The sequence below is a fragment of the Methylobacterium sp. GXS13 genome, from assembly GCF_001455965.1.
In the GTDB taxonomy this organism is placed as follows: domain Bacteria; phylum Pseudomonadota; class Alphaproteobacteria; order Rhizobiales; family Beijerinckiaceae; genus Methylobacterium.
The window spans coordinates 28197-48634 of record NZ_LKKO01000027.1 but is presented as its reverse complement, the minus strand read 5'-3'; the positions used below and the strand labels follow the sequence as shown (position 1 = coordinate 48634).

The 20438-nt window shown below is 68.6% G+C and carries 15 protein-coding genes, 1 tRNA gene and 1 pseudogene; 11 read left to right on the top strand and 6 right to left on the bottom strand.

The features are described from left to right. Positions 1 to 275 precede the first annotated feature (275 nt). The 4 genes from glgX (at position 276) to AO398_RS10190 (ending at position 4193) form a co-directional block, all read left to right on the top strand. Positions 276 to 2543, top strand: coding sequence for a glycogen debranching protein GlgX (gene glgX / locus AO398_RS10200; protein ID WP_058191946.1), 2268 nt, complete (start codon positions 276 to 278; stop codon positions 2541 to 2543). 136 nt (positions 2544 to 2679) lie between these two features. Further along, positions 2680 to 2769, top strand: a tRNA-Ser gene (locus tag AO398_RS10195). Between the two features lie 135 nt (positions 2770 to 2904). Further along, on the top strand, positions 2905 to 3069 hold the full coding sequence (locus AO398_RS28810) for a hypothetical protein (protein ID WP_160329325.1): 165 nt from the start codon (positions 2905 to 2907) through the stop codon (positions 3067 to 3069). 404 nt (positions 3070 to 3473) lie between these two features. Further along, the gene (locus tag AO398_RS10190) at positions 3474 to 4193 is read left to right on the top strand and encodes a hypothetical protein (RefSeq protein ID WP_058191945.1); all 720 of its coding nucleotides are present in this window, start codon (positions 3474 to 3476) and stop codon (positions 4191 to 4193) included. 21 nt (positions 4194 to 4214) lie between these two features. On the opposite strand, the gene AO398_RS10185 is transcribed toward AO398_RS10190, so the two are convergent. The 4 genes from AO398_RS10185 to AO398_RS10170 all read right to left on the bottom strand — a co-directional run bounded on the left by AO398_RS10185 (position 4215) and on the right by AO398_RS10170 (position 10048). Next, positions 4215 to 6065 carry an ABC transporter ATP-binding protein gene (locus tag AO398_RS10185; RefSeq protein WP_058191963.1) on the bottom strand — a complete coding sequence of 617 codons (1851 nt, stop codon included), beginning with the start codon at positions 6063 to 6065 and terminating at the stop codon, positions 4215 to 4217. A gap of 318 nt (positions 6066 to 6383) precedes the next feature. After that, a complete protein-coding gene (locus AO398_RS10180; protein ID WP_058191944.1) occupies positions 6384 to 7316 on the bottom strand; it encodes an ABC transporter permease in 933 nt (310 codons plus the stop codon). Continuing rightward, the gene (locus AO398_RS10175; protein WP_058191943.1) at positions 7282 to 8241 is read right to left on the bottom strand and encodes an ABC transporter permease; all 960 of its coding nucleotides are present in this window, start codon (positions 8239 to 8241) and stop codon (positions 7282 to 7284) included. The genes AO398_RS10180 and AO398_RS10175 overlap by 35 nt, the downstream gene beginning before the upstream one ends. A 16-nt stretch (positions 8242 to 8257) precedes the next feature. Next, positions 8258 to 10048, bottom strand: coding sequence for a peptide ABC transporter substrate-binding protein (locus AO398_RS10170; RefSeq protein ID WP_058191942.1), 1791 nt, complete (start codon positions 10046 to 10048; stop codon positions 8258 to 8260). Between the two features lie 220 nt (positions 10049 to 10268). Here AO398_RS10170 and AO398_RS10165 point away from each other — a divergent pair. The 5 genes and pseudogenes from AO398_RS10165 to rpsI all read left to right on the top strand — a co-directional run. Then, positions 10269 to 11681: pseudogene (locus AO398_RS10165) on the top strand (M20 family metallopeptidase); the annotation flags it as partial. Between the two features lie 415 nt (positions 11682 to 12096). Continuing rightward, positions 12097 to 13401: a nucleotide sugar dehydrogenase gene (locus AO398_RS10160; protein ID WP_058191941.1), complete on the top strand. Its 1305-nt coding sequence runs from the start codon at positions 12097 to 12099 to the stop codon at positions 13399 to 13401. Between the two features lie 226 nt (positions 13402 to 13627). Further along, a complete protein-coding gene (locus tag AO398_RS10155; RefSeq protein WP_058191940.1) occupies positions 13628 to 14230 on the top strand; it encodes a CoA-binding protein in 603 nt (200 codons plus the stop codon). Between the two features lie 217 nt (positions 14231 to 14447). After that, positions 14448 to 14909 carry a 50S ribosomal protein L13 gene (rplM, locus tag AO398_RS10150; protein WP_007565855.1) on the top strand — a complete coding sequence of 154 codons (462 nt, stop codon included), beginning with the start codon at positions 14448 to 14450 and terminating at the stop codon, positions 14907 to 14909. A 2-nt stretch (positions 14910 to 14911) separates the two neighbouring features. Then, positions 14912 to 15397, top strand: coding sequence for a 30S ribosomal protein S9 (gene rpsI / locus AO398_RS10145; protein ID WP_058191939.1), 486 nt, complete (start codon positions 14912 to 14914; stop codon positions 15395 to 15397). Positions 15398 to 15803: 406 nt separating this feature from the next. Here rpsI and AO398_RS10140 read toward each other — a convergent pair whose 3' ends face one another. Next, complete coding sequence (locus AO398_RS10140; protein WP_058191938.1) at positions 15804 to 17210, bottom strand: amidase; 1407 nt, start codon at positions 17208 to 17210, stop codon at positions 15804 to 15806. A 125-nt stretch (positions 17211 to 17335) separates the two neighbouring features. On the opposite strand from AO398_RS10140, the gene AO398_RS10135 reads away from it, so the two are divergent. Further along, complete coding sequence (locus AO398_RS10135; protein ID WP_058191937.1) at positions 17336 to 17899, top strand: TetR/AcrR family transcriptional regulator; 564 nt, start codon at positions 17336 to 17338, stop codon at positions 17897 to 17899. Positions 17900 to 17932: 33 nt separating this feature from the next. Here AO398_RS10135 and AO398_RS29040 read toward each other — a convergent pair whose 3' ends face one another. Further along, positions 17933 to 18169 (bottom strand): hypothetical protein, encoded by a 237-nt coding sequence (locus AO398_RS29040; protein ID WP_058191936.1) that lies wholly within the window; start codon positions 18167 to 18169, stop codon positions 17933 to 17935. A gap of 497 nt (positions 18170 to 18666) precedes the next feature. Here AO398_RS29040 and AO398_RS10125 point away from each other — a divergent pair, with 497 nt between their 5' ends. Further along, positions 18667 to 20127 carry a helix-turn-helix transcriptional regulator gene (locus AO398_RS10125; RefSeq protein WP_058191935.1) on the top strand — a complete coding sequence of 487 codons (1461 nt, stop codon included), beginning with the start codon at positions 18667 to 18669 and terminating at the stop codon, positions 20125 to 20127. The last annotated feature ends 311 nt before the right edge of the window (positions 20128 to 20438 follow it).

Sequence of the window (20438 nt, the reverse complement as noted above, 5' to 3'; positions counted from 1 at the left end):
GAGGCTGAGCGGAATTCCATCGTTATCCGTGCACCGTCCAGGACGGACCGCTCATGAACAGGCCTACGAGATCGAGGATTCCCTACGCCTGATCCCGCTGCTCACCCGCGCCCGCCGCGACGAAGGCGGCTTCACTCAGCGAAGCGGCATGAGCCCCACAGGACGAAGACGGCAGCGATTTTTGCGGCACCGCGGGAGCTTCGCCGTTGCCAGCACGTTCACTGGACGCTCCCCGCACCGGCACGTGGCCGTGCGGGTCGCGTTCCGGAGTGTCCATGTCTGATTCCCGACGTCCTGCTTCACAGGCCCGCGCGACCCGCACGCGCATCCAGGAAGGCCAGCCCTATCCCCTCGGCGCCACCTGGGATGGTCTGGGCGTCAACTTCGCCCTGTTCTCGGCCCACGCCACCAAGGTCGAGCTCTGCCTGTTCGACGACCAGGGCGAGCAGGAGATCGAGCGGATCGAGCTCCCCGAATACACCGACGAGATCTGGCACGGTTACCTGCCGGATGCCCGCCCCGGCACGATCTACGGCTACCGGGTCCACGGCCCGTACGAGCCCAAGGCCGGCCACCGGTTTAACCACAACAAGCTGCTGATCGACCCCTACGCCAAGGGTCTCGTCGGCTCGATCACCTGGAATCCGGCCCTGTTCGGCTACCAGATGGAATCGGGCGACGACCTGACCTTCGACGAGCGCGACAGCGCCCCGTTCAACCGCCGCTCGCGGGTGATCGACCCGGCCTTCACCTGGGGCCGGCACCGCAAGCCCAGCGTGCCGTGGGAGAAGACGATCTTCTACGAGGCCCACGTGAAGGGCATGACCAAGCTCGACCCGCGGGTGCCGGAGAAGCTGCGCGGCACCTATGCCGGGCTCGGCACCCCGGACGTGCTCGACTACATCAAGAGCCTCGGCGTCACCTCGGTGGAGCTGCTGCCGGTGCATTCCTTCGTGCAGGACGATTACCTGCAGCAGAAGAACCTGGTGAATTACTGGGGCTACAACACGATCTCGTTCTTCACCCCCGCCCGGCGCTACGCGGCGGTGCCGGACTTCGCCTTCTCTGAGTTCAAGGAGATGGTCTCGCGCTTCCACGGCGCCGGCCTCGAGGTGATCCTCGACGTGGTCTACAACCACACCGCCGAGGGCAACGAGAAGGGCCCGACCCTGTCGTTCAAGGGCGTCGACAACGCCTCCTACTACCGGCTGATGCCGGGCGAGCCGCGCTACTACATCAACGACACGGGCACCGGGAACACCTTCAACCTGTCGCATCCGCGGGTGCTGCAGCTCGTGACCGATAGCTTGCGCTACTGGGCCACCGAGATGCGGGTCGACGGCTTCCGGTTCGACCTCGCCACCATCCTCGGCCGCGAGCCCTACGGCTTCGACGAGGGCGGCGGCTTCCTCGATACCTGTCGGCAGGACCCGGTGCTCAACAACGTCAAGCTCATCGCCGAGCCGTGGGATTGCGGCCCGGGCGGCTATCAAGTCGGCGGCTTCCCGCCCGGCTGGGCCGAGTGGAACGACCGGTTCCGCGACGACGTGCGCGCCTATTGGCGGGGCGATCCCGGCCTGCTGCCGGACCTCGCCGCCCGGGTCTCGGGCTCGGCCGACAAGTTCAACAAGCGTGGCCGCAAGCCCTGGGCCTCGGTGAACTTCCTCACCGCTCATGACGGCTTCACCCTGCACGACACGGTGGCCTACAACGAGAAGCACAACGAGGCGAACGGCGAGGGCAATCGCGACGGCCACTCGCACAACCTCTCGTACAATTACGGCGTCGAGGGCCCGACCGAGGATCCGGAGATCAAGGCGGTGCGGCTGCGCCAGATGCGCAACATGCTGGCGACCCTGTTCCTGTCCCGCGGCACCCCGATGCTGCTGGCCGGCGACGAGTTCGCCCGCACCCAGAACGGCAACAACAACGCCTATTGCCAGGACAACGAAGTCTCCTGGCTGGACTGGGGGGCGATCGGCGACGAGCAGCGTGACCTTGCCGAGTTCACCCAGCGGCTGGTCATCCTGCGCAACGCCCTGCCGATCCTCAGCCGCGGGCGCTTCCTCACTGGCCAGTACGACGAGGAGCTCGGCGTCAAGGACGTGACGTGGCTGCGCCCGGATGGGGGCGAGATGGCCAGCGAAAACTGGTCCGAGGGGGAAGCGAAGGCCTTCGCGGTCCAGCTCGACGGGCGTGCCCAGGCCACCGGCCTGCATCGCCGCGGCGGCGACGCCACGCTGCTGATCATGCTCAACGCCCACCACGACCTGGTGACGTTCACCCTGCCGGAATCGCCCAACGGCATCGCCTGGACCCGGCTCCTCGACACCAACTTGCCCGACAGCCAGGACGTGGAGAGCTTCAAGTTCGGCACCGGCTACGACGTGACCGGGCGCTCGCTCCTGATGTTCGTGCTGAAGCCCGAGGACACCCCGGGCGACGACGCCACCGAGATGGAGCGCTCCTACCAGCACGTGATGCAGGCCTTCGAGCGGGCCAATGTCGAGAGCGTGCACTTCCACCTCGACCCCGAGGCGTAAAACACCCGGGCGGGACGGTTTTCGTCCCGCCCGGGTACCATTGCCTTGCGCCGGGCGACGCACCCGGCTAACAGCACCCCACCGCGCGGCTCTGGTCGCGCCCGGCGCCTTGCGCCCGGGCGCCCAGTCCGCGGCCGGAGGGGTGGCCGAGTGGTTGAAGGCGCACGCCTGGAAAGTGTGTATACGGGAAACCGTATCGCGGGTTCGAATCCCGCTCCCTCCGCCATCTGACCGGCCAATCGCGAGATCCATCAGCAGGTTCGCGCAGCCGCGCGCCACCCTGCCCGGGATACGACCGGCGCGCTGCCTGTTCGGGATGCGCGGGCGGCCCCCGCGGCATCCTCGCCCCGAGGAGGATGCCTTGGTCTACGTAATCATCAGCATGCTGGCCGGATCCGGCTCCGCGATCGGCTCCGTCGCGTTCAACACCAAGGATGCCTGCGAGACGGCCGCCAAGGCGATCGCCAAGGCCGACCGCCCCTATGCCGGCGCCTCTGCCATCAGCGTATGCGTGGCCAAGGGATAGGCTTGCACGGCCTGCGCCGGGATGGTCACGCGTCTGAGCGTCTGGTCCCAGGCCCTTCCGGAAAGGCGCCGCCTCCCGCTGCCCCTCTCCCACATGCCTGAGGCCGACGCACGCTGCGTTCGGCACCGCATGCCCGACGGGTTAGGGCCGCACGGAGTGGCGAAGGGAACACGCCAGACGCGTATGCCACAGCCCGACGTCGGCCTCGTCAGTGTCGCGACCCTCGATGATCCGATCGTCACGCGACAATTAAGCTCGACGAACCGGCAGGCATGCGAATGAATAGTGCAGGCCTGCCCTATAATTGCATTTGACCTTCGGCGATAATTCGTATCTACTCAATATTATCGAAAAATTACACTTGTTATAAAACGTGAAGTGTTCTACTCGATAGAGGCGCTTCCATGAATTTCATCAACAGAGACCCATCCGGGACGATGGCGGCCGCACTGGCGGCGCAAATCAATGCGAATGGTTACGCCGTGATCGACGATTACGTCGATCCGGATCTCTTATGCGCTGCACAAGCCTTCGTCGCGGATGCCATTACAGCCAACAACGGCGAGTATATCGGATTCACGGGGACGGAACAACTCGGCGGAACATTCCTGGCCAGCTTGCCCAAGGATCCGAACTTTGTGTCTCTCTGCCGCCGTATCTATGAGAGCGAGGTCGGCAAGCCTGCCCCGGAGAGCGGCTTCTACCAGGTCCTGCGCTGCCTTTCCGGACGTGGCGTCCAGAAGCACTCGATGCGCTTCCATTTCGACTCCTATGTCCTGACGGCGCTGATCCCCATTGCGGTTCCCGAGCACGGCAATCCGGGCCGGCTGATCATCCACCCCAACACCCGCGGCCTGCGCCGGACCTATCTCGGCAACCTCCTCGACAAGGTGCTGGTCGACAACCGGGTCTCGCAGGCGCTGCTGAACGCAGCCTATCGCCGGGGCAGCCGGCGTATGATCCGGCTCTCGCTCAAGCCCGGGAGCCTGTATTTTTTCTGGGGCTACCGCTCGCTGCACACCAACGAGCCGTGTGACGCCGACGCGATCCGCGCCACGGCGCTGCTGCACTATGCCGACCCGCATGCGGACAGCCGGGTCAAGCGAGCGCTGCGCCGGCACTGAGCCCTCAGACGGCGGCCCCCGTCACGCCGCCGCGACCCGCGTCGTCGCGGCCTCCCAGTCGGCGCCCCATTCCTGCACGATGTGGCCCGGGGAGACCTCCCGGTAGAGGCGCTCGGGCGCGACGTAGTCCGGCGGCCGGATCGGGCTGCGGATCTCGTCGTCCGGCAGGGCGTGGCGGTCCCGGCGGCGGGCCGGGTCGGGGACCGGGACGGCGGCGAGCAGCTTCTTCGTGTAGGGATGCTGCGGGTCACCGAACACGGCGGCGCGCGGGCCGATCTCCACGATCTCGCCGAGATACATCACCGCCACCCGGTGGCTCACCCGCTCGACCACGGCCATGTCGTGGGAGATGAACAGGTAGGCGAGCCCCATCTCGGCCTGCAGGTCGAGCATCAGGTTCACCACCTGCGCCTTCACCGAGACGTCGAGCGCCGAGACCGCCTCGTCGGCGACGATCAGGCGGGGGCGCAAAGCCAGCGCCCGGGCGATGCAGATGCGCTGGCGCTGGCCGCCGGAGAATTCGTGCGGGAAGCGCCCGGCGGCCTCGGCCGGCAGCCCGACGCGGGTCAGCAGCGCCTCGGCGCGCGCGCGCGCCTCACGGGCCGTGGCGAGGCGGTTGATCAGCAGCGGCTCGGCCACCGCGGCGCCGACGCTCATGCGCGGGTCGAGGCTGGCGAACGGGTCCTGGAAGATCATCTGCATCCGCTGGCGGCGCGTGCGCAGGGCTTTGGGGTCGAGGCCCGCAATGTCCTCGCCGTCGAGCAGGACCGAGCCGGCAAGCGGCTCGACCAGGCGCAGGATCGAGCGGCCGGTGGTGGACTTGCCGCAGCCGGATTCGCCGACCAGCGCCAGGGTCTCCCCGGCCGCCAGGCTGAACGAGACCCGCTCCACCGCGTGGACCCGGCCCGTGACCCGGGCGAACAGGCCGGAGCGGATCTCGAACCGCGTGGTCAGGTCGCGGACCTCCAGGACCGGGCGCTCGGCGGCCTTGACGGTGTCGGGGGTCTCGGGCGTCGGCTCCGCCACGCCGGTGGCGCGATCGATCACGGGAAAGCGCATCGGCCGGGCGCGGCCCGCCATGGCGCCGAGCCGCGGCACGGCGGCGAGCAGGGCCCGGGTGTAGGGATCCTCGGGCGCGGCAAAGATCCGGGCTGTGGGGCCGGCCTCCACGGCGCGGCCGCGATACATCACCACCGTGCGGTCGGCGATCTCGGCGACCACGCCCATGTCGTGAGTGATGAACAGGACCGACATGCCCTCCTCGTCCTGGAGGCTCTTGATCAGGTCGAGGATCTGGGCCTGGATCGTCACGTCGAGCGCCGTGGTCGGCTCGTCGGCGATCAGGAGTTTTGGCCGGCAGGCGAGCGCCATGGCGATCATCACCCGCTGGCGCATACCGCCGGAGAACAGGTGCGGATATTGATGGATCCGCGACCGGGCGCCCGGGATCCGCACCTTGTCGAGCAGCCGGACCACCTCGGCCTCGGCGGCGGCCCGCGACAGGCCCCGGTGCCGGATCAGCGCCTCGGCGATCTGGAAGCCCACAGTCAGGACCGGGTTCAGGGAGGTCATCGGCTCCTGGAAGATCATGGCGATGGCATCGCCCCGGACCCGCCGCATCTCGGCCTCGGAGGCGGTGAGCAACTCCCGCCCCTCGAAGCGCACGCTGCCGCCGATGCGGCTCGCGTCCCGGGCGAGCAGGCGCATGATCGACATTGCGCTGACGCTCTTGCCGGAGCCGGATTCGCCCACCAGCGCCACGGTCTCCCGGGGGCCGATGTCGAATGAGACGCCGTGCACGACCTCCCGCCAGCGCCCGTCGGAGCGGAAGGCAGCGGTGAGGTCGCGCACCGACAGGATCGGATCCGTCACGGGGGTCACTCCTCACCCATCCAGGTTTCAAGCTGCCAGCACCGTTGCGGGCTGGGGTGGACGGGTGACCACCCGCGCCTCTCCCTCCCCCCTCTGCGGGGGAGGGTGGGCCGGCCGTCAGGCCGGGTCGGGCCGGGACGAAGTCCCGCAAGAGGGGAACCCGGGTTCAGGACAAGGCGCGACCGGCATGACGGGCGAAGCCCTATCCTGCACCGTCGCTCCCCTCTCCCGACCCCCTTCGGGGGCCACCCTCCCCCGCAGAGGGGGGAGGAAAGCCGCGCGGCTTTCTGGCCGCGATCAGATCCGTGCAGCCCCACGTCAAAAAACCCGGCGCGGGTCGAGGGCGTCGCGCAGGCCGTCGCCGATGAAGTTAATCGACAGCACGGTCAAAAAAATCGCGCCGCCGGGGAACAGCGCCCAGTGCGGGGCGACGTCGAGATGGTCCTTGGCGTCGAACAGCAGGCGGCCCCAGGTCGGGATGTCCGGGGGGAAGCCGAGGCCGAGGAACGAGAGGGTCGATTCCGCGATGATCGCCGCCGAGACCTCGATGGAGGCGGCCACGATCACCGGCCCCAGCGCGTTCGGCAGGATGTGGCGGCGCACGAGGTGCCCGGTAGTGGCACCCTGCGAGCGCGCCGCCTCCACGAACTCCTTCTCGCGCAGCGTCAGGAACTGCGCCCGCACCAGCCGGGCGACCGGCATCCAGCGCAGGCCCCCGATCACCGCGACGATCATGAAAAAGACGCCGCCCTGGACCCCGAACATGGCCTTCAGGCTGTCGCGGAACAGGTAGATCACCAGCAGCAGCAAGGGCAGCTGCGGCAGGGACAGGAATAGGTCGGTCAGCCACATCAGGGCGGGGTCGAGTAGCCGACGCGACATGCCGGCCAGCGCCCCGACCACGACCCCGATCAGACTCGCCACCGCCATGGCGGCGAAGCGGACCGCCAGCGAGATCCGGCCGCCGTAGATCATCCGGGCTAGCAGGTCCTGGCCGAGATCGTCGGTGCCGAACGGGTGCGCCCAGGACGGGCCCTGGAGCTGGGCCGAGAAGTCGATGTCGTCGATGGCGAGCGGCCAGATCAGGCCGCCGAACAGCACGCCGCCGACCAGCACCGCCAGCACGGCGACGCTGGCCAGAGCCAGCCGGTGCCGGCGGAAGCGCCGCCAGGTCTCCCGCCCGGGCGAGGCCGGTGCGCGCGGGCGGGGGGGCGCCTCAACGGAGGGCGATGCGAGGGTCGAGCCAGCCATAGAGCAGGTCCGCGACGAGGTTGAACAGGACGACGAGGCCGGCGAACACGAAGGTCACGGCCATCACCACCGGGGTGTCGTTGGCCAGCATCGCGTCGATCAGCAGGGAGCCGATGCCGGGGATCCGGAAGATCTGCTCGGTGACGATGGCGCCGCCGAACACCGCCGGGATCTGGAGGGCGACGAGCGTCACCACCGGGATCAGGGCGTTGCGGGCGATATGCCGGCGCGTCACCGTGCCCTCGGTGAGCCCCTTGGCCCGGGCGGTGGTGACGTAGTCGAGGCGGGCGACGTCCAGCGCCGAGGCACGCACGTAGCGGGTGTAGGAGGCGGCTTGGAAGAAGCCCAGCACCGCCACCGGCATGATGGCCTGCCGGATGTTCTCCCAGGCCCAGGCGAGGCCAGTGCCGGGGAGATTGGCTTGGTAGACGAAGGGCAGCCAGCCGAGCTTGATCGAGAACAGCAGGATGAACAGCAGGCCGGTGAAGAAAGTCGGCAGCGAGAAGCCCACGAAGGCCAGGGTGTTGGCGACCTGGTCTGCCAGCGAGTAGGGCCGGCGGGCGGCGTAGAGGCCGACCGGCACCGCCACCAGCAGGGCCAGGACCTGCGAGGAGCCGACCACGAAAAGGGTGGTGGGCAGCCGCTGCAGGATCAGTGTGTCGACGTTCACCCGGCTGGCGAAGGAGAAGCCCCAATCCCCGTGCAGCATGGCCCAGAGCCAGCGCAGGTAGCGGGTGAAGATCGGGTCATCGAGCCCGAACTTGACCCGCAGCGCCGCGCGCACCTCCGGGGGCACGTTGGGATTGGCGGCGAGCTCGCCGAAGGGATCGCCCGGCGCGAGTGCCAGGACGACGAACAGGATCAGGCTGATCCCGAGCAGGCTCGGGATCGCGATCAGGAGCCTGCGCAGGATGTAGGCGCCCATGGCGCGCGGCTCCCGCTCAGGCCTCCCGGCTCCATTCGGGCAGGAACGACAGGTCGTTGTCCCAGCCGCTGCGCGGCGCCACGAGCTTGGCGGAGACCCCCGAGACCTCGGCCCGGTGGATCAACGGCAGGATATTCTCCGAGACCGCGAGATCGTTGGTCTTGATCAGGAGGGCGGCGCGCTTGACCGGGTCGAGCTCGGCTTGGGCTGCCTTGTAGGCGGCGTCGTAATCGGCGTTGCGCCAGCGGGCGATGTTGCGGCCTTGCCACTTGTTCTCCTTGGTGGCGACCTCCCACGAGACGTATTGGAGCAGCCAGATCGAGGGATCGGCCTGGGTCATGCTGAACGCGTACATCTCCATATCCGCGTAGAAATGCGGGAACGTGTCCGGGTTGGCGGTGTCGGAGGAGAAGAACACCGAGCCGGTGATCGATTTCAGCTCGATCTCGATGCCGGCCTTGGCGGCGGCCTGCTTGATGATCGCCTGGGTCTTCTGGCGCGGGGCGTTGATCGAGGTCTGGAACAGCAGCTTTAAGCGCTTGCCGTCCTTGGCCCGCACGCCGTCCGAGCCCTTCGCCCAGCCGGCCTCGTCGAGGAGCGCGTTGGCCTTGGCCGGATCGAACGCGAAGCGGGTGTTCTTCGAGACGAAGCGCTCCGGGCCGTTCACCGAATTGGCCGTGGCCCGGCCGGTGCGGCCGTAGATGTAGTCCTGGATCGACTTGCGATCGACCAGCAGGCTCATCGCGTGGCAGACCTTCGGGTCGGAGAAGGCCGGGTGCTTGGTCTTGAGCGAGGAGCGCTCGCCGTCGACCTCGACGTTCGGGTCCGTGGTGTTGAGCAGCAGGAACTCGAGCTTGCCGCCGTAGACGACGTCGACCCGGCCCTTGCCGCCGGTCTCCAGGCGCTTGAGCACCTCGTCCTCGACGAGCAGGTTCCAGGCGTAGTCGTACTCGCCGGTCTGGAGCACGGCCCGGGCCGCCGAGACCGCGTCGCCGCCGCCCTTCATCTCGACGCTGTCGAAATAGGGACGGTTGGGCAGGTGATAAGTCGGGTTGCGCTCGCCCCGGACGATGTCGCCGGGCCGGAATTCGAGGAACCGGTACGGGCCGGTGCCTACGGGGGCCAGGTTCTGCGGCGCCTCCCGGGACTTGGCGCCGGTATAGGCGGAAAACAGGTGTTTCGGGATCACCATGCCGACCGTGCCCACGAAGGCATCGCTCCAGTACGGCGTCGGCTTGTCGAACAGGATCCGGATGCTGAGGTCGTCGATCTTCTCGACGGTGCAATCCTTGTAGGAGCCGATCGTCACCGCCGCGGTGGCGGGGTCGCGGGCGTATTCCCAGGTGAAGACGAGATCGTCGGCGGTGAGCGGCTTGCCGTCGTGCCAGAGCACCCCGGGCTTGATCTTCCAGACCACCGAGCGGCCGTCCGCGGCCAGCCCGCCATTGTCCTTGGACGGGATCTCGGCGGCGAGAACGGGGACGAGGTTGCCGTCCGGGTCCCAGGCGGCCAGCGGCTCGTAGAAGATCCGCGACGCCTCCTGGTCCTTGGTGCCGATGGCGAAATGCGGGTTGATCAGGGTCGGCGCCTGCCACCAGAGCAGGCGCAGCGCCCCGCCGCCCCCGGCCTTGGCCGGCTTGTAGGCGGCGCGGATGTCGGCGGCCATCGCCACCCCATTCCCGGCCAGCATCAGCCCGGCCAGCGGCGCGGAGAGGCCGACCGCCAGCATCCGCTGCACGAAGCTGCGCCGTGACAGGTCCCCGGACTTCACCCGCCCGATGAGCCCGCGCAGATCCCGCTCGTCCATGCATCGACCCCTGATTGCCGCCACGACCCACTCAGCTTCCTTCTGGGTGCGGCTTTGGCAAGGCTCTTGGCAAGGGGCGCGCCAGTTACGCTTGGGGCGAAACGTCGTCGCCGGGGCTCGGCAGCCTGGCCCCGGGCCTGCATGACGGGCCCGATACGCGAAGCGCCGCACCCGTTCTGGCGGTGCGGCACCGCCCGGCGGCACGCCTGGAGATGACCTGATGGACAACCGCAACACCGTGTGGCGCCACGTGGATGCGCAGAAGGCGCGGCTGATCGCCCTCTCCGAGCGCGTCTGGGGCATGCCGGAGGTCTGCTACACGGAGGTCCGCTCCTGCGCCGAGCACGCGGCGGAGCTGCGCCACCAGGGCTTTCGCGTCACCGAGCAGGTCGCCGGCATCCCCACCGCGGTGATGGGCGAGGCCGGAGAGGGCGGCCCGGTCATCGCCTTCCTGGGCGAGTACGACGCGCTGCCGGGCCTGTCGCAGGAGGCGGGCGTCGCCGAGCACCCGCCGGTGGAGGCCGGCGGCCACGGCCATGGCTGCGGCCACAACCTCCTCGGCGCGGCGGCTCTGCTGGCCGCCACCGCCGTGAAGGACTGGCTCGCCGAGACCGGCACCCCCGGCCGCGTGCGCTACTACGGCTGCCCGGCCGAGGAGGGCGGCGCCGCCAAGGCGTTCCTGGTCCGGGCGGGCGCCTTCGCGGATGCCGACATCGCGATCTCCTGGCACCCGGGCAGCTTCTGGGAGGTGGCCGCCCCGGTGGCGCTCGCCAACACCCGGGCGGACTTCATCTTCACCGGTCGGACCGCCCACGCGGCCGCCGCGCCGCATCTCGGCCGCTCGGCGCTCGATGCGGTGGAGCTGATGAGCGTCGGCGTGAACTACATGCGCGAGCACATGCCCTCCGACGCCCGGGTGCACTACGCCTATCTCGATGCCGGTGGCATCGCCCCCAACGTCGTCCAGGCGAGCGCGAAGGTGCGCTACTCGATCCGGGCGCGGGACCTGCCGGGGATGCTCGCCCTGGTCGAGCGGGTGAAGAAGGTCGCCGAGGGCGCCGCGCTGATGACCGAGACCCACGTCGAGGTGCGGATCGTCAGCGCCGTCTCGAACCTGCTGGGCAACGACCCGCTGGAGCGGGCGCTCCACGGGGTGATGGAGGAGCTCGGGCCCCCGCATTTCGACGAGGCCGACCGGGCCTTCGCCGGCGCGATCCGGTCCACGCTCAGCGATGGCGACATCGATGCCGTGTTCCGCGCCATCGGGCTGCCGCGCACCGAGGCGCCGCTCGCCGATTTCCTGGTGCCGCTCGACGCCCCGCGCAACCCGGCGGTGGGCTCCACCGATGTCGGCGACGTGAGCTGGGTGGTGCCGACCGTGCAGGCCCACGCGCCCACGGTGGCGGTGGGCACGCCGTTCCACACCTGGCAGGTGGTCGCCCAGGGCCGCAGCCCGGCCGCCCACAAAGCGATGGTCCAGGTCGCCAAGGCCATGGCCGCCACCGGCGCCCTGGCCCTCACCGATCCGGCCCTGCGCGAGGCCGCCAAGGCCGACCTCGCCCGCCGGGTCGGCGCCGCCGGCTACGTCTCGCCCCTGCCCCCGGGGGTGTCGCCGCCGCTGCGGATGTCGGTGGGGTGGGGGGGGGGGGGGCGCACACCCCTGATGATGCGGGCTGCAGCCGGTGACACGCATCTCTCCCGCCCCCTTGTGGGCTAGCGGATTCACACAACAGGGTTGTTTCGAAGCAGGGTTCTGAAACGCAACACGTTTTCCCCTCCCCCTTGCGGCGAGGGGTAGGGGTGGGGGTGGTGCAGGATAGGGCGCAACCGTTCCTTCTGCGCCACCCCCACCTCCAACTCCTCCCCGCAAGGGGGAGGAGAGCGCGTCGCGTCCAACACAAACCGCTATCTGAACGTCGTAGCCCCTGCGGGGGAAGGACGGACACGAGAATGTCAGGCGATGTGGCCCCCTCGCTCCCGCATACCGAAACCCGCCGCGAGCGGGTATGACCCAATCCAGGCGGCATGCGCCCCGCACGGCATCACCGATGGACGTCCCCCCCTCCGAAACGACCTGCGTGGCCATCGTCGGCCTGGGCTATGTCGGGCTTCCGCTCGCTTTGGCGTTCGGCCAGGGCCTGCGCACGATCGGCTACGAGCGCGCCCCCGCCAAGGTCGCGGCCTATCGGGACGGGATCGACCCGGCCGGGGAGATCGACCCGGCTTCGTTCCGGGCCGCGACCCGCCTGGCGATCACCGACGACCCGGCCGCCCTGTCGGAGGCCGACGTGATCATCGTCACGGTGCCGACCCCGGTGGACGACGCCCAGAGCCCGGATTTCAGCCTGCTCACCGAGGCCTCGGCGCTGGTCGGGCGGCACATGCGGGACGGGGCGATCGTGGTGTTCGAATCCACGGTCTATCCCGGCGCCACCGAGGAGGTCTGCGTCCCCGTGCTGGAGCAGCATTCCGGCCTGCGCTGGAAGGCGGGTTTCTGGGTCGGCTACTCGCCCGAGCGGATCAATCCCGGCGACCGGGAGCACAGCCTCAGTAAGGTCGTGAAGATCGTGGCCGGCGACACCCCGGAGACCCTGGCGCGGCTCACCGCGCTCTACGGGACGATCATCGCGGCCGGGATCCACGCGACCTCGTCGATCCGGGTCGCGGAGGCCGCCAAGGTCATCGAGAACACCCAGCGCGACCTGAACATCGCGCTGATGAACGAGCTGTCGCAGATCTTCGACAAGCTCGACCTCGACACCCAGGAGGTCCTGCAGGCCGCCGGCACCAAGTGGAACTTCCTGCCGTTCCGCCCGGGGCTGGTCGGGGGCCACTGCATCGGGGTCGATCCCTATTACCTGACCCACAAGGCCGCGATGGTCGGCCACCATCCGCAGGTGATCCTGGCCGGGCGGCGGATCAACGACAGCATGGCCGCCCATGTCGCCCGCAAGACCGTCAAGCTGATCGTCCAGCACGGTGGCAGCGCCGGGGGGGCGAAGGTCATCGTGCTCGGCCTGACCTTCAAGGAGAATTGCGCGGACCTGCGCAATTCCAAGGTGGCCGACCTCGTGCGGGAGCTGGCGGAGTTCGGCTGCGCCGTCTCGGTCCACGATCCCCGGGCCCGCAAGGACGAGGCCCGGGCCGAGTACGGCATCGACCTCGTCGACTGGGCCGACCTGCCCGACGCAGCCGACGCGGTGGTGGTGGCGGTGCCGCACCGGGACTATGCCGCGCTGACCCCGGAAGAAATCGCCGCCCGGCTCAGGCCTGGGGGCCTGATCGTGGACGTGAAGTCGCTGTTCGACGCCGAGGCGTTCCGGGCGCTGGGGCATACGGTCTGGCGGCTCTAACAACCCCCTTCCGCGCGAACCATGGCCCTGCGATGATGCGGCGTCCCGTTGATAGCGCGCTGCACTCTCACCGTCATTGCGAGCGCAGCGAAGCAACCTAGGGCCGCGCGGCGATCCCTGACCGTAGCGTGTCCCTGGGTCGCTTCGCTACGCTCGCGATGACGGCGCGGGTCGAAAGGCCGAGCACGTGAGCGGGAAACCGTATGGTACGGCGGGAGCGGCGGGCATGCACCAGACCAATGACAGCCGAGGGACGCTGCCCCCGGACGCGCCGGATCCCGACTTCGCCGCCCGGCACGCGCGCTATCCCGAGGCGCAGATCCGAAAAATCCTGAACGACACGCGCACGATCGCCCTGGTCGGCGCCTCCGCGAACCCGGCCCGCCCGAGCTGGATCGTGCTCAAATACCTGCTCGACCGGGGCTATGCGGTGGTTCCGGTCAATCCGGGCCTCGCCGGGCAGGATCTGCTCGGGCGGCGGGTGGTGGCCACCCTCGCGGAGATCCCGGAGCCGATCGACATGGTCGAGATCTTCCGCAATTCCGCCGCCGCCGGCCCCCTGGTGGACGAGGCGCTCGCCCTCGACCCGCTGCCGAAGGTGATCTGGATGCAGCTCGGCGTGCGCGACGACGCGGCGGCCGCCCGGGCCGAGGCGCGCGGGCTCACGGTGATCATGAACCGCTGCCCGAAGATCGAGTACGGCCGGCTCTCGGGCGAGATCGGCTGGACCGGGGTGAACTCGCGCATCCTGACCTCGCGCAAGCCGGTTCTGGCCGGCCGGGGCGTCCAGCGGCTCACCATCGCCGAGCGGGGCAAGCGCCCGGGGTGAGCGGCGCGGTATCATGATACCGCTAACGCGAAGTCATTCCAGAACATGACGTTTTCGGGATTTCGATTTTATCGGTTGACGGGCCGGGTATCCCCGGCTATCCACCGGCCGTCGCCGCCGCGTGCTCCCCACGCGGCGGCTCGTTTTTCGGCACCCCGAGGCTGTCCGCGTCCCGATCCGTCGGGGTTCCGGCGCGTCGGAACCCTGGGATCTCACCATGAAGACCACCTCGCTAAAGCCCGCCGAGGTCGACAAGAAGTGGATCGTGATCGACGCGGAGGGCCTCGTCGTCGGCCGCCTCGCCTCGATCGTCGCCATGCGCCTGCGCGGCAAGCACAAGGCCGCCTACACGCCCCACGTCGATTGCGGTGACCACGTGATCGTCGTCAACGCGGACAAGGTGAAGTTCACCGGCCGCAAGTACGTCCAGAAGCGCTACTACTACCACACCGGCTACCCGGGCGGGATCAAGGAGCGCACGGCCAAGTTCATTCTCGAAGGGCGCTTCCCCGAGCGCGTCGTCGAGAAGGCCGTCGAGCGCATGCTGCCCCGCGGCCCGCTCTTCCGGCAGATCCTCGGCAACCTCCGCGTCTACAAGGGCGCCGAGCACCCGCACGTCGCCCAGCAGCCGCAGGCGCTCGACGTCGGCGCCCTCAACCGCAAGAACGTGAGCGCTTGATCATGGCGACCCTCCAGTCCCTCGCCGACCTCAACCGGGCGAATACCGGCGCGGTCGACCCCGCCAACGAGGCCCCGGTCCACATCCAGAAGCTGGATGCGCAGGGCCGCGCCTACGCCACCGGCAAGCGCAAGGACGCGGTCGCCCGCGTCTGGATCAAGCCCGGCAACGGCACGGTCACGATCAACAAGCGCCCGGTCGAGGTCTACTTCGCCCGTCCGGTGCTGCGCATGATCCTGCGCCAGCCGCTGGAGATCGCTGGCCGCGTCGACCAGTACGACATCAACGTCACGGTCGCCGGCGGCGGTCTCTCGGGTCAGGCCGGCGCCGTGCGCCACGGTCTCTCGAAGGCGCTGACCTACTACGAGCCGGAGCTGCGCGCGCCGCTGAAGCGCGAAGGCTTCCTCACCCGCGACGCCCGCGTGGTCGAGCGCAAGAAGTACGGCCGCAAGAAGGCCCGCCGCAGCTTCCAGTTCTCGAAGCGCTGATCCCCGGTTTTATCGACGATTTGCGAAAGGGCGGTTCCTGCGGGAGCCGCCCTTTTTCGTGTTCGGGTGCGGCGAAGCAGACCGAGGTCTGAACGCAACCGGAGCAGCTGTCACAATGTCCGCGGTGGGTGGTTTCTTGCCAGTCTGCTTTAGGGCGGCGAAACCTGAAAAGCCGACGATCAACCCGAGCGAACGGCCGACAGCTTTGCGCCATCAGACGACCTTCGGGCGAACCCACTTGAAGGGCCGCTTGAAGCCCGACTGCTGCCGTTGAGATGGAATGGTCGGTCACGCGGCCACAACGTCCGTGGGTCGATGCCGCCCGTCACGCCATAGACAGCCGCCGTACGACCTTACCATCTCAGGGGTCCGGGGCCGGACAGATCTCCGGCCTCGATCGCACCCGTCAGAGGCTCGGATGTAGCCCGCGGACCGGGCTCACGGCCTCCAGCACCGAGGCAGCGTGCAGGAGAGTCGTCTCCGCCTGCCAGCTTCCCACCAACTGCACGTTGATCGGCAGGCCCTCGCGGCTCGTCCCGAACCGCATCGACAGTCCTGGCAAACCCGTCACATTCAGGGGCACGGTCGCGCCCTGCAGGTAGGTCAGGTCAACTGTCTCGCCGTTAACGACGAGTTCCTGGATGCCGTGTTTGTGCGCGGGAATGGGCAGCACCGGGGTCATGAGCACGTCGAAGTCCCGGAAGTAGGCCGCGTAGCCGTCTCGGAGCCGCTCTGCCGCCTGCTCTGCCGCGACGTAGTCCTTCATCGAGGTGTCGGGCAGCGACAGCATGGTCTTGGCCATCTTGTACATCTGGTTCTTGTGCCCGGCGGTCGCCTCGCGGAAGGCGGGTTTCATCTCCATGACGTGGAGCTTGTTAAAGACGTCGAGAGCAAAATCGCGCTCAAGAGCCGGGATACGCACCTCCTCGACGTGGTGCCCCTCACCCCTGAGGGCCTCGGCCGCCGCCTTTACGGTCGCCGCGACCTGCGTGTCGATGGGGCCGAAGCCCGGACCGACCATCCAGCCGACCCGCAGCTTCCGGTCGGACGCGGCGCCGAGACCGGCGTCGAACGGGACGGTGCTGCTCGCGAACGCGTCCTGCCCGTCGGGGCCGGCGAGTTGCGAGAAGGCGAGCGCGAGATCGCGGATTGAGCGGGCCATCGGGCCGACGTGCCAGAAGCGGCGCGGTGCGCGCGGCCAGATGCCGGTCATCGGCACGCGCCCGTGGGTGGCTTTCAGCGAGACGATACCGGTCTGAGCAGCCGGGCCGCGGACCGAGATAGCCAGGTCGGTGCCCAGGCCCAACGGCGACATGCCCGCCGCGATGGCCGCCGACTCGCCGCCGCTGGAGCCGCCGGGCGTGCGGTCGAGGTCCCAGGGGTTGTTGGAGCGGCCGGAGAGCAGGTTGTCGCTCTCAATCCAGTAGGAGAACTCGGGCAGGTTGGTCTTGGCGAGTAGGATGCCGCCGGCTTTCTTCATCCGGGCGACGCTGGTGGCGTCGGCGTCCGGTACCCGGCCCTTGAAGATCGGCGAGCCCCGCTGGGTCATTACGCCTGCAGTGTCGATGGAGTCCTTCACGGTGAACGGCACCCCGTGGAGCGGCCCGAGCGCCTTGCCGGCCATGACCGCGGCCTCGGCGGCCCGGGCGGCGGCGAGCGCGCCTTCCGCGACGGTGACGATGGCGTTGACCTTGGGGTCGATGGCCTCGATGCGGTCGAGGTGCGCTTGGACGACCTCGACGACCGAGAGCTGCTTGGTCCGGATTAGCTCGGCGAGCCCGGTCGCGTCGGAGAAGATGATGTCCTGAGTCATATCCGTGTCCCTGCCCTATGGTTTGCCTACCTGTCGTTAGGCAGGGCTGGAGTTAGGTCTGGATTTTTGGTTCGTCAATCCCTAACTAACGATCGGTAGGTTTTGAGTTTGAACGCGGAGTCAGGGTGAGCACGAACGCGAAGGAAACGATCCTGGCCGCCGCGCGGAAGACCGCGCAGGCGCACGGCTACGGCGGCTTAAGCTACCGCGACCTCGCCGCCGAGGTCGGCATCAAGGCCGCGAGTATCTACCACCACTTCGCCAGCAAGGCGGACCTCGGCGCGGCCGTAGCACGGCGCTACTGGGAGGACATCGCGGTCGAGCTCGACGCCATGCTGGAGAAGACCGGCGACCCACTGGAATGCCTACGGCTCTACCCGAGCACCTTCCGGCGCTCGCTGGAGGACGGGAACAGGCTTTGCCTATGCAGCTTCATGTCGGCCGAGTACGCCAACCTGCCGGAGACGGTGCAGCGGGAAGCGCGGGGCTTCGCCGACGTCAACGTCGCGTGGCTCGCAAAGGTGCTGGTCATGGCCGGGGCGGTGAAGCCTAAGGAGAGCGAGGCGCGGGCGCGGGCGATCTTCGCCGCGGTGTCCGGCGCCCAACTCTACGCGCGGAGCCGCTCGGACGTCGCGCAATTCGACAGCCTGATCGAGAGCTACCAGGCCTCGGGGCTTCTACCAGCCTAGGGCCCGCCGTTACGGGCGCCGGCTGGCCATTCCCTAGGCCCTCGCAGCTTGCGTCGGGAGGCGGACGCCGCGGGGCAGGCGACCGAAGCCGGTGACGGCCTTGCCCTCGACCAGCGGCTTGCCATCGGGCCCCTGATTGTGAGGCAACACGCTAAGGGCGTGGCAGATAAGGGTAACGGGTTTGCCGACCTGGAGCGTGGTCTCGATGAACTTGAGCGAGGCTGGGCGGCGGAAAGTTCGCAACGGGTCATTTGCGTCGTCGAGTTTCACCCCAGCCTATGTCCGCTTTCGTGCGGCCCTCGTAGCTGCTTGTACGACTGTGTTGGGTCGCAAGCAGCCGCACAATCCAAAGCTGATGGGGCTCACACCACGGGAGATCCGTCGCGTTCGGGAAACGCGCTCCACGCGGTCGTTTCATAGCCCTCGCCCGATACCGGGAACGACCCCCCTCTTGACCACTTCGGCGAGGGCAGCGTCGCGCCAAGCCAGTGGCGCTTCGGGGGATCGGACAGGGCCGTGAGCGCAGCCAGGAGCTTCTCGTTGGATGGCGGCGGGTTTTGGAGCCGGGCGACGACCCGCGCGAAAACCCGCATCGAAAGGTTCAAAACCTCGGCTGCCCGCACTTCCGTTGCACCACGACGGCCGATTACGATCCTAAGTAAAATATACCAGCACATTGGTTGCGCACAACGGAACAACCGGGTCCGCCGCCTGTTACCCGCCGCCGATCCAGTCCGGATCGCATCAGGCGAGGCAGACGAACCACCGTGACCGCGGGCGTCGACAGACATGAGCTGAGGCAGATCATCGCCGGCCTGACCGAGGGCGTGATCCTGGTCGAGCCGGACCAGACGATCACCTGGGCCAACGACGCCGCCCTGGCCATGCATGGGGCCGGCAGCCTGGAGGAACTGGGCGAGACCGTCGACGCCTACCGGGGCCGGTTCTCGGTCCGCTACCGCAACAACCGGCCGCCCGAGCATTACCCGATCGAGCGGGTGGTCCGGGGCGAGACGTTCCACGACGTCATCGTCGAGGTGGTGCGCACCGATCAGCCGGACGTCGCCTTCGTCCATTCCCTGCGCAGCCTGGTCGCCACCGACCACGCGGGGCAGCCGAGCTGCCTGGCGCTGATCCTCCAGAACGTCACGCCGCAATTCGAGGCCGAGGAGCGGTTCGAGAAGACCTTCAACGCCAACCCGGCGCCGGCCGTGATCACCCGGCTGTCCGACCTGCGCCACGTCCGGGTCAATGCCGGCTTCCTGGAGATGACCGGCCACACCCGCGACGCGGTGATCGGGCGCAGCGTCTACGAGGTCGACGTGCTGGCCGATGCCAAGCAGCGCGAGCTGGCCGTAACGCGGCTCAATGCGGGCGCGACCATCCCCCAGATGGAGGCCTGCCTGCACCTGCCGGATGGCGGCACCCGCTTCGTCATCGTGGCCGGACAGCCGATCGAGATGGGCGATGAGCCGTGCATGCTCTTCACCTTCGCGGATCTGGAGCTGCGAAAGAAGGCCGAGACCTCCCTGCGCCAGAGCGAGGCGCGCTTTGCCACCGCGTTCCGGATGACGCCGGTGCCGACGCTGCTCGCCCGGGCCGACGGCTTCGCCGTCACGGCCATCAACGAGGCCTTCCCGCGGATCTTCGGCTACGGCCAGGACAAGACCGTCGGACGCTCCGCCGAGGAGATGGGTCTGTGGGTGTCGAATTCCGCCCGCGCCAAGTTCGAGGCGACGGTCCGGCGCACGGGCTACGTGCTCGGCCTCGAGACCTGCATGCGCCACGAGGACGGGACCGAGATCGACTGCCTCGTGTCGGCCGAGCGGGTGGTGATCGGCGAGGACGACTACGTGCTCGCGGTGCTGCAGGACATCACCGAGCGCAAGCGGTCCGAGCGCGAGCTGTTCACCGCGATCGAGACCGTGATGGCCGATACCTCGTGGTTCAGCCGCGGCCTGATCGAGAAGCTCGCCGGCCTCCGGCATCCCGGCCGCGACAGCGCCGACGAGGGCGTCCAGAGCCTCACGGTCCGGGAGCGCCAGATCCTCGGGCTGGTCTGCGCCGGCCTCTCGGACGAGGCCATCGCCAAGCGGCTGAACCTGTCGCGCAACACCGTGCGCAACCACGCCGCCTCGCTCTACCGCAAGCTCGGCGTCCACAAGCGCACCGAGGTGATCGTGTGGGGCCGGGACAACGGCTTCACCACCAGGGAGGCCAGTACATAAGTCGGAGAATACCGGTATGAATTCACTATTGATCTGAGCAAATCAGGCCCCACCTGCGGTCTTCGTTGAATCCACCGCGCGGGACACGCCAATTTCGAAGTCGAGACGAACATGCCGGCAACTCCCGGTCCGATCTCGGGTTCACTGATCGGAGCCATCGGCCCGGAGGCGCGGCATCGCCGCGACGGGCCGGGCTCCACACGCTTCGTAGAAGTCCGACGCGAAACCCGGAAGGCCGCGCCACGCGCCATCCGGGTCGAGCGGCGCACACCAGACACCCCAGACCTCAACGCACAAACAGGAGAGACATC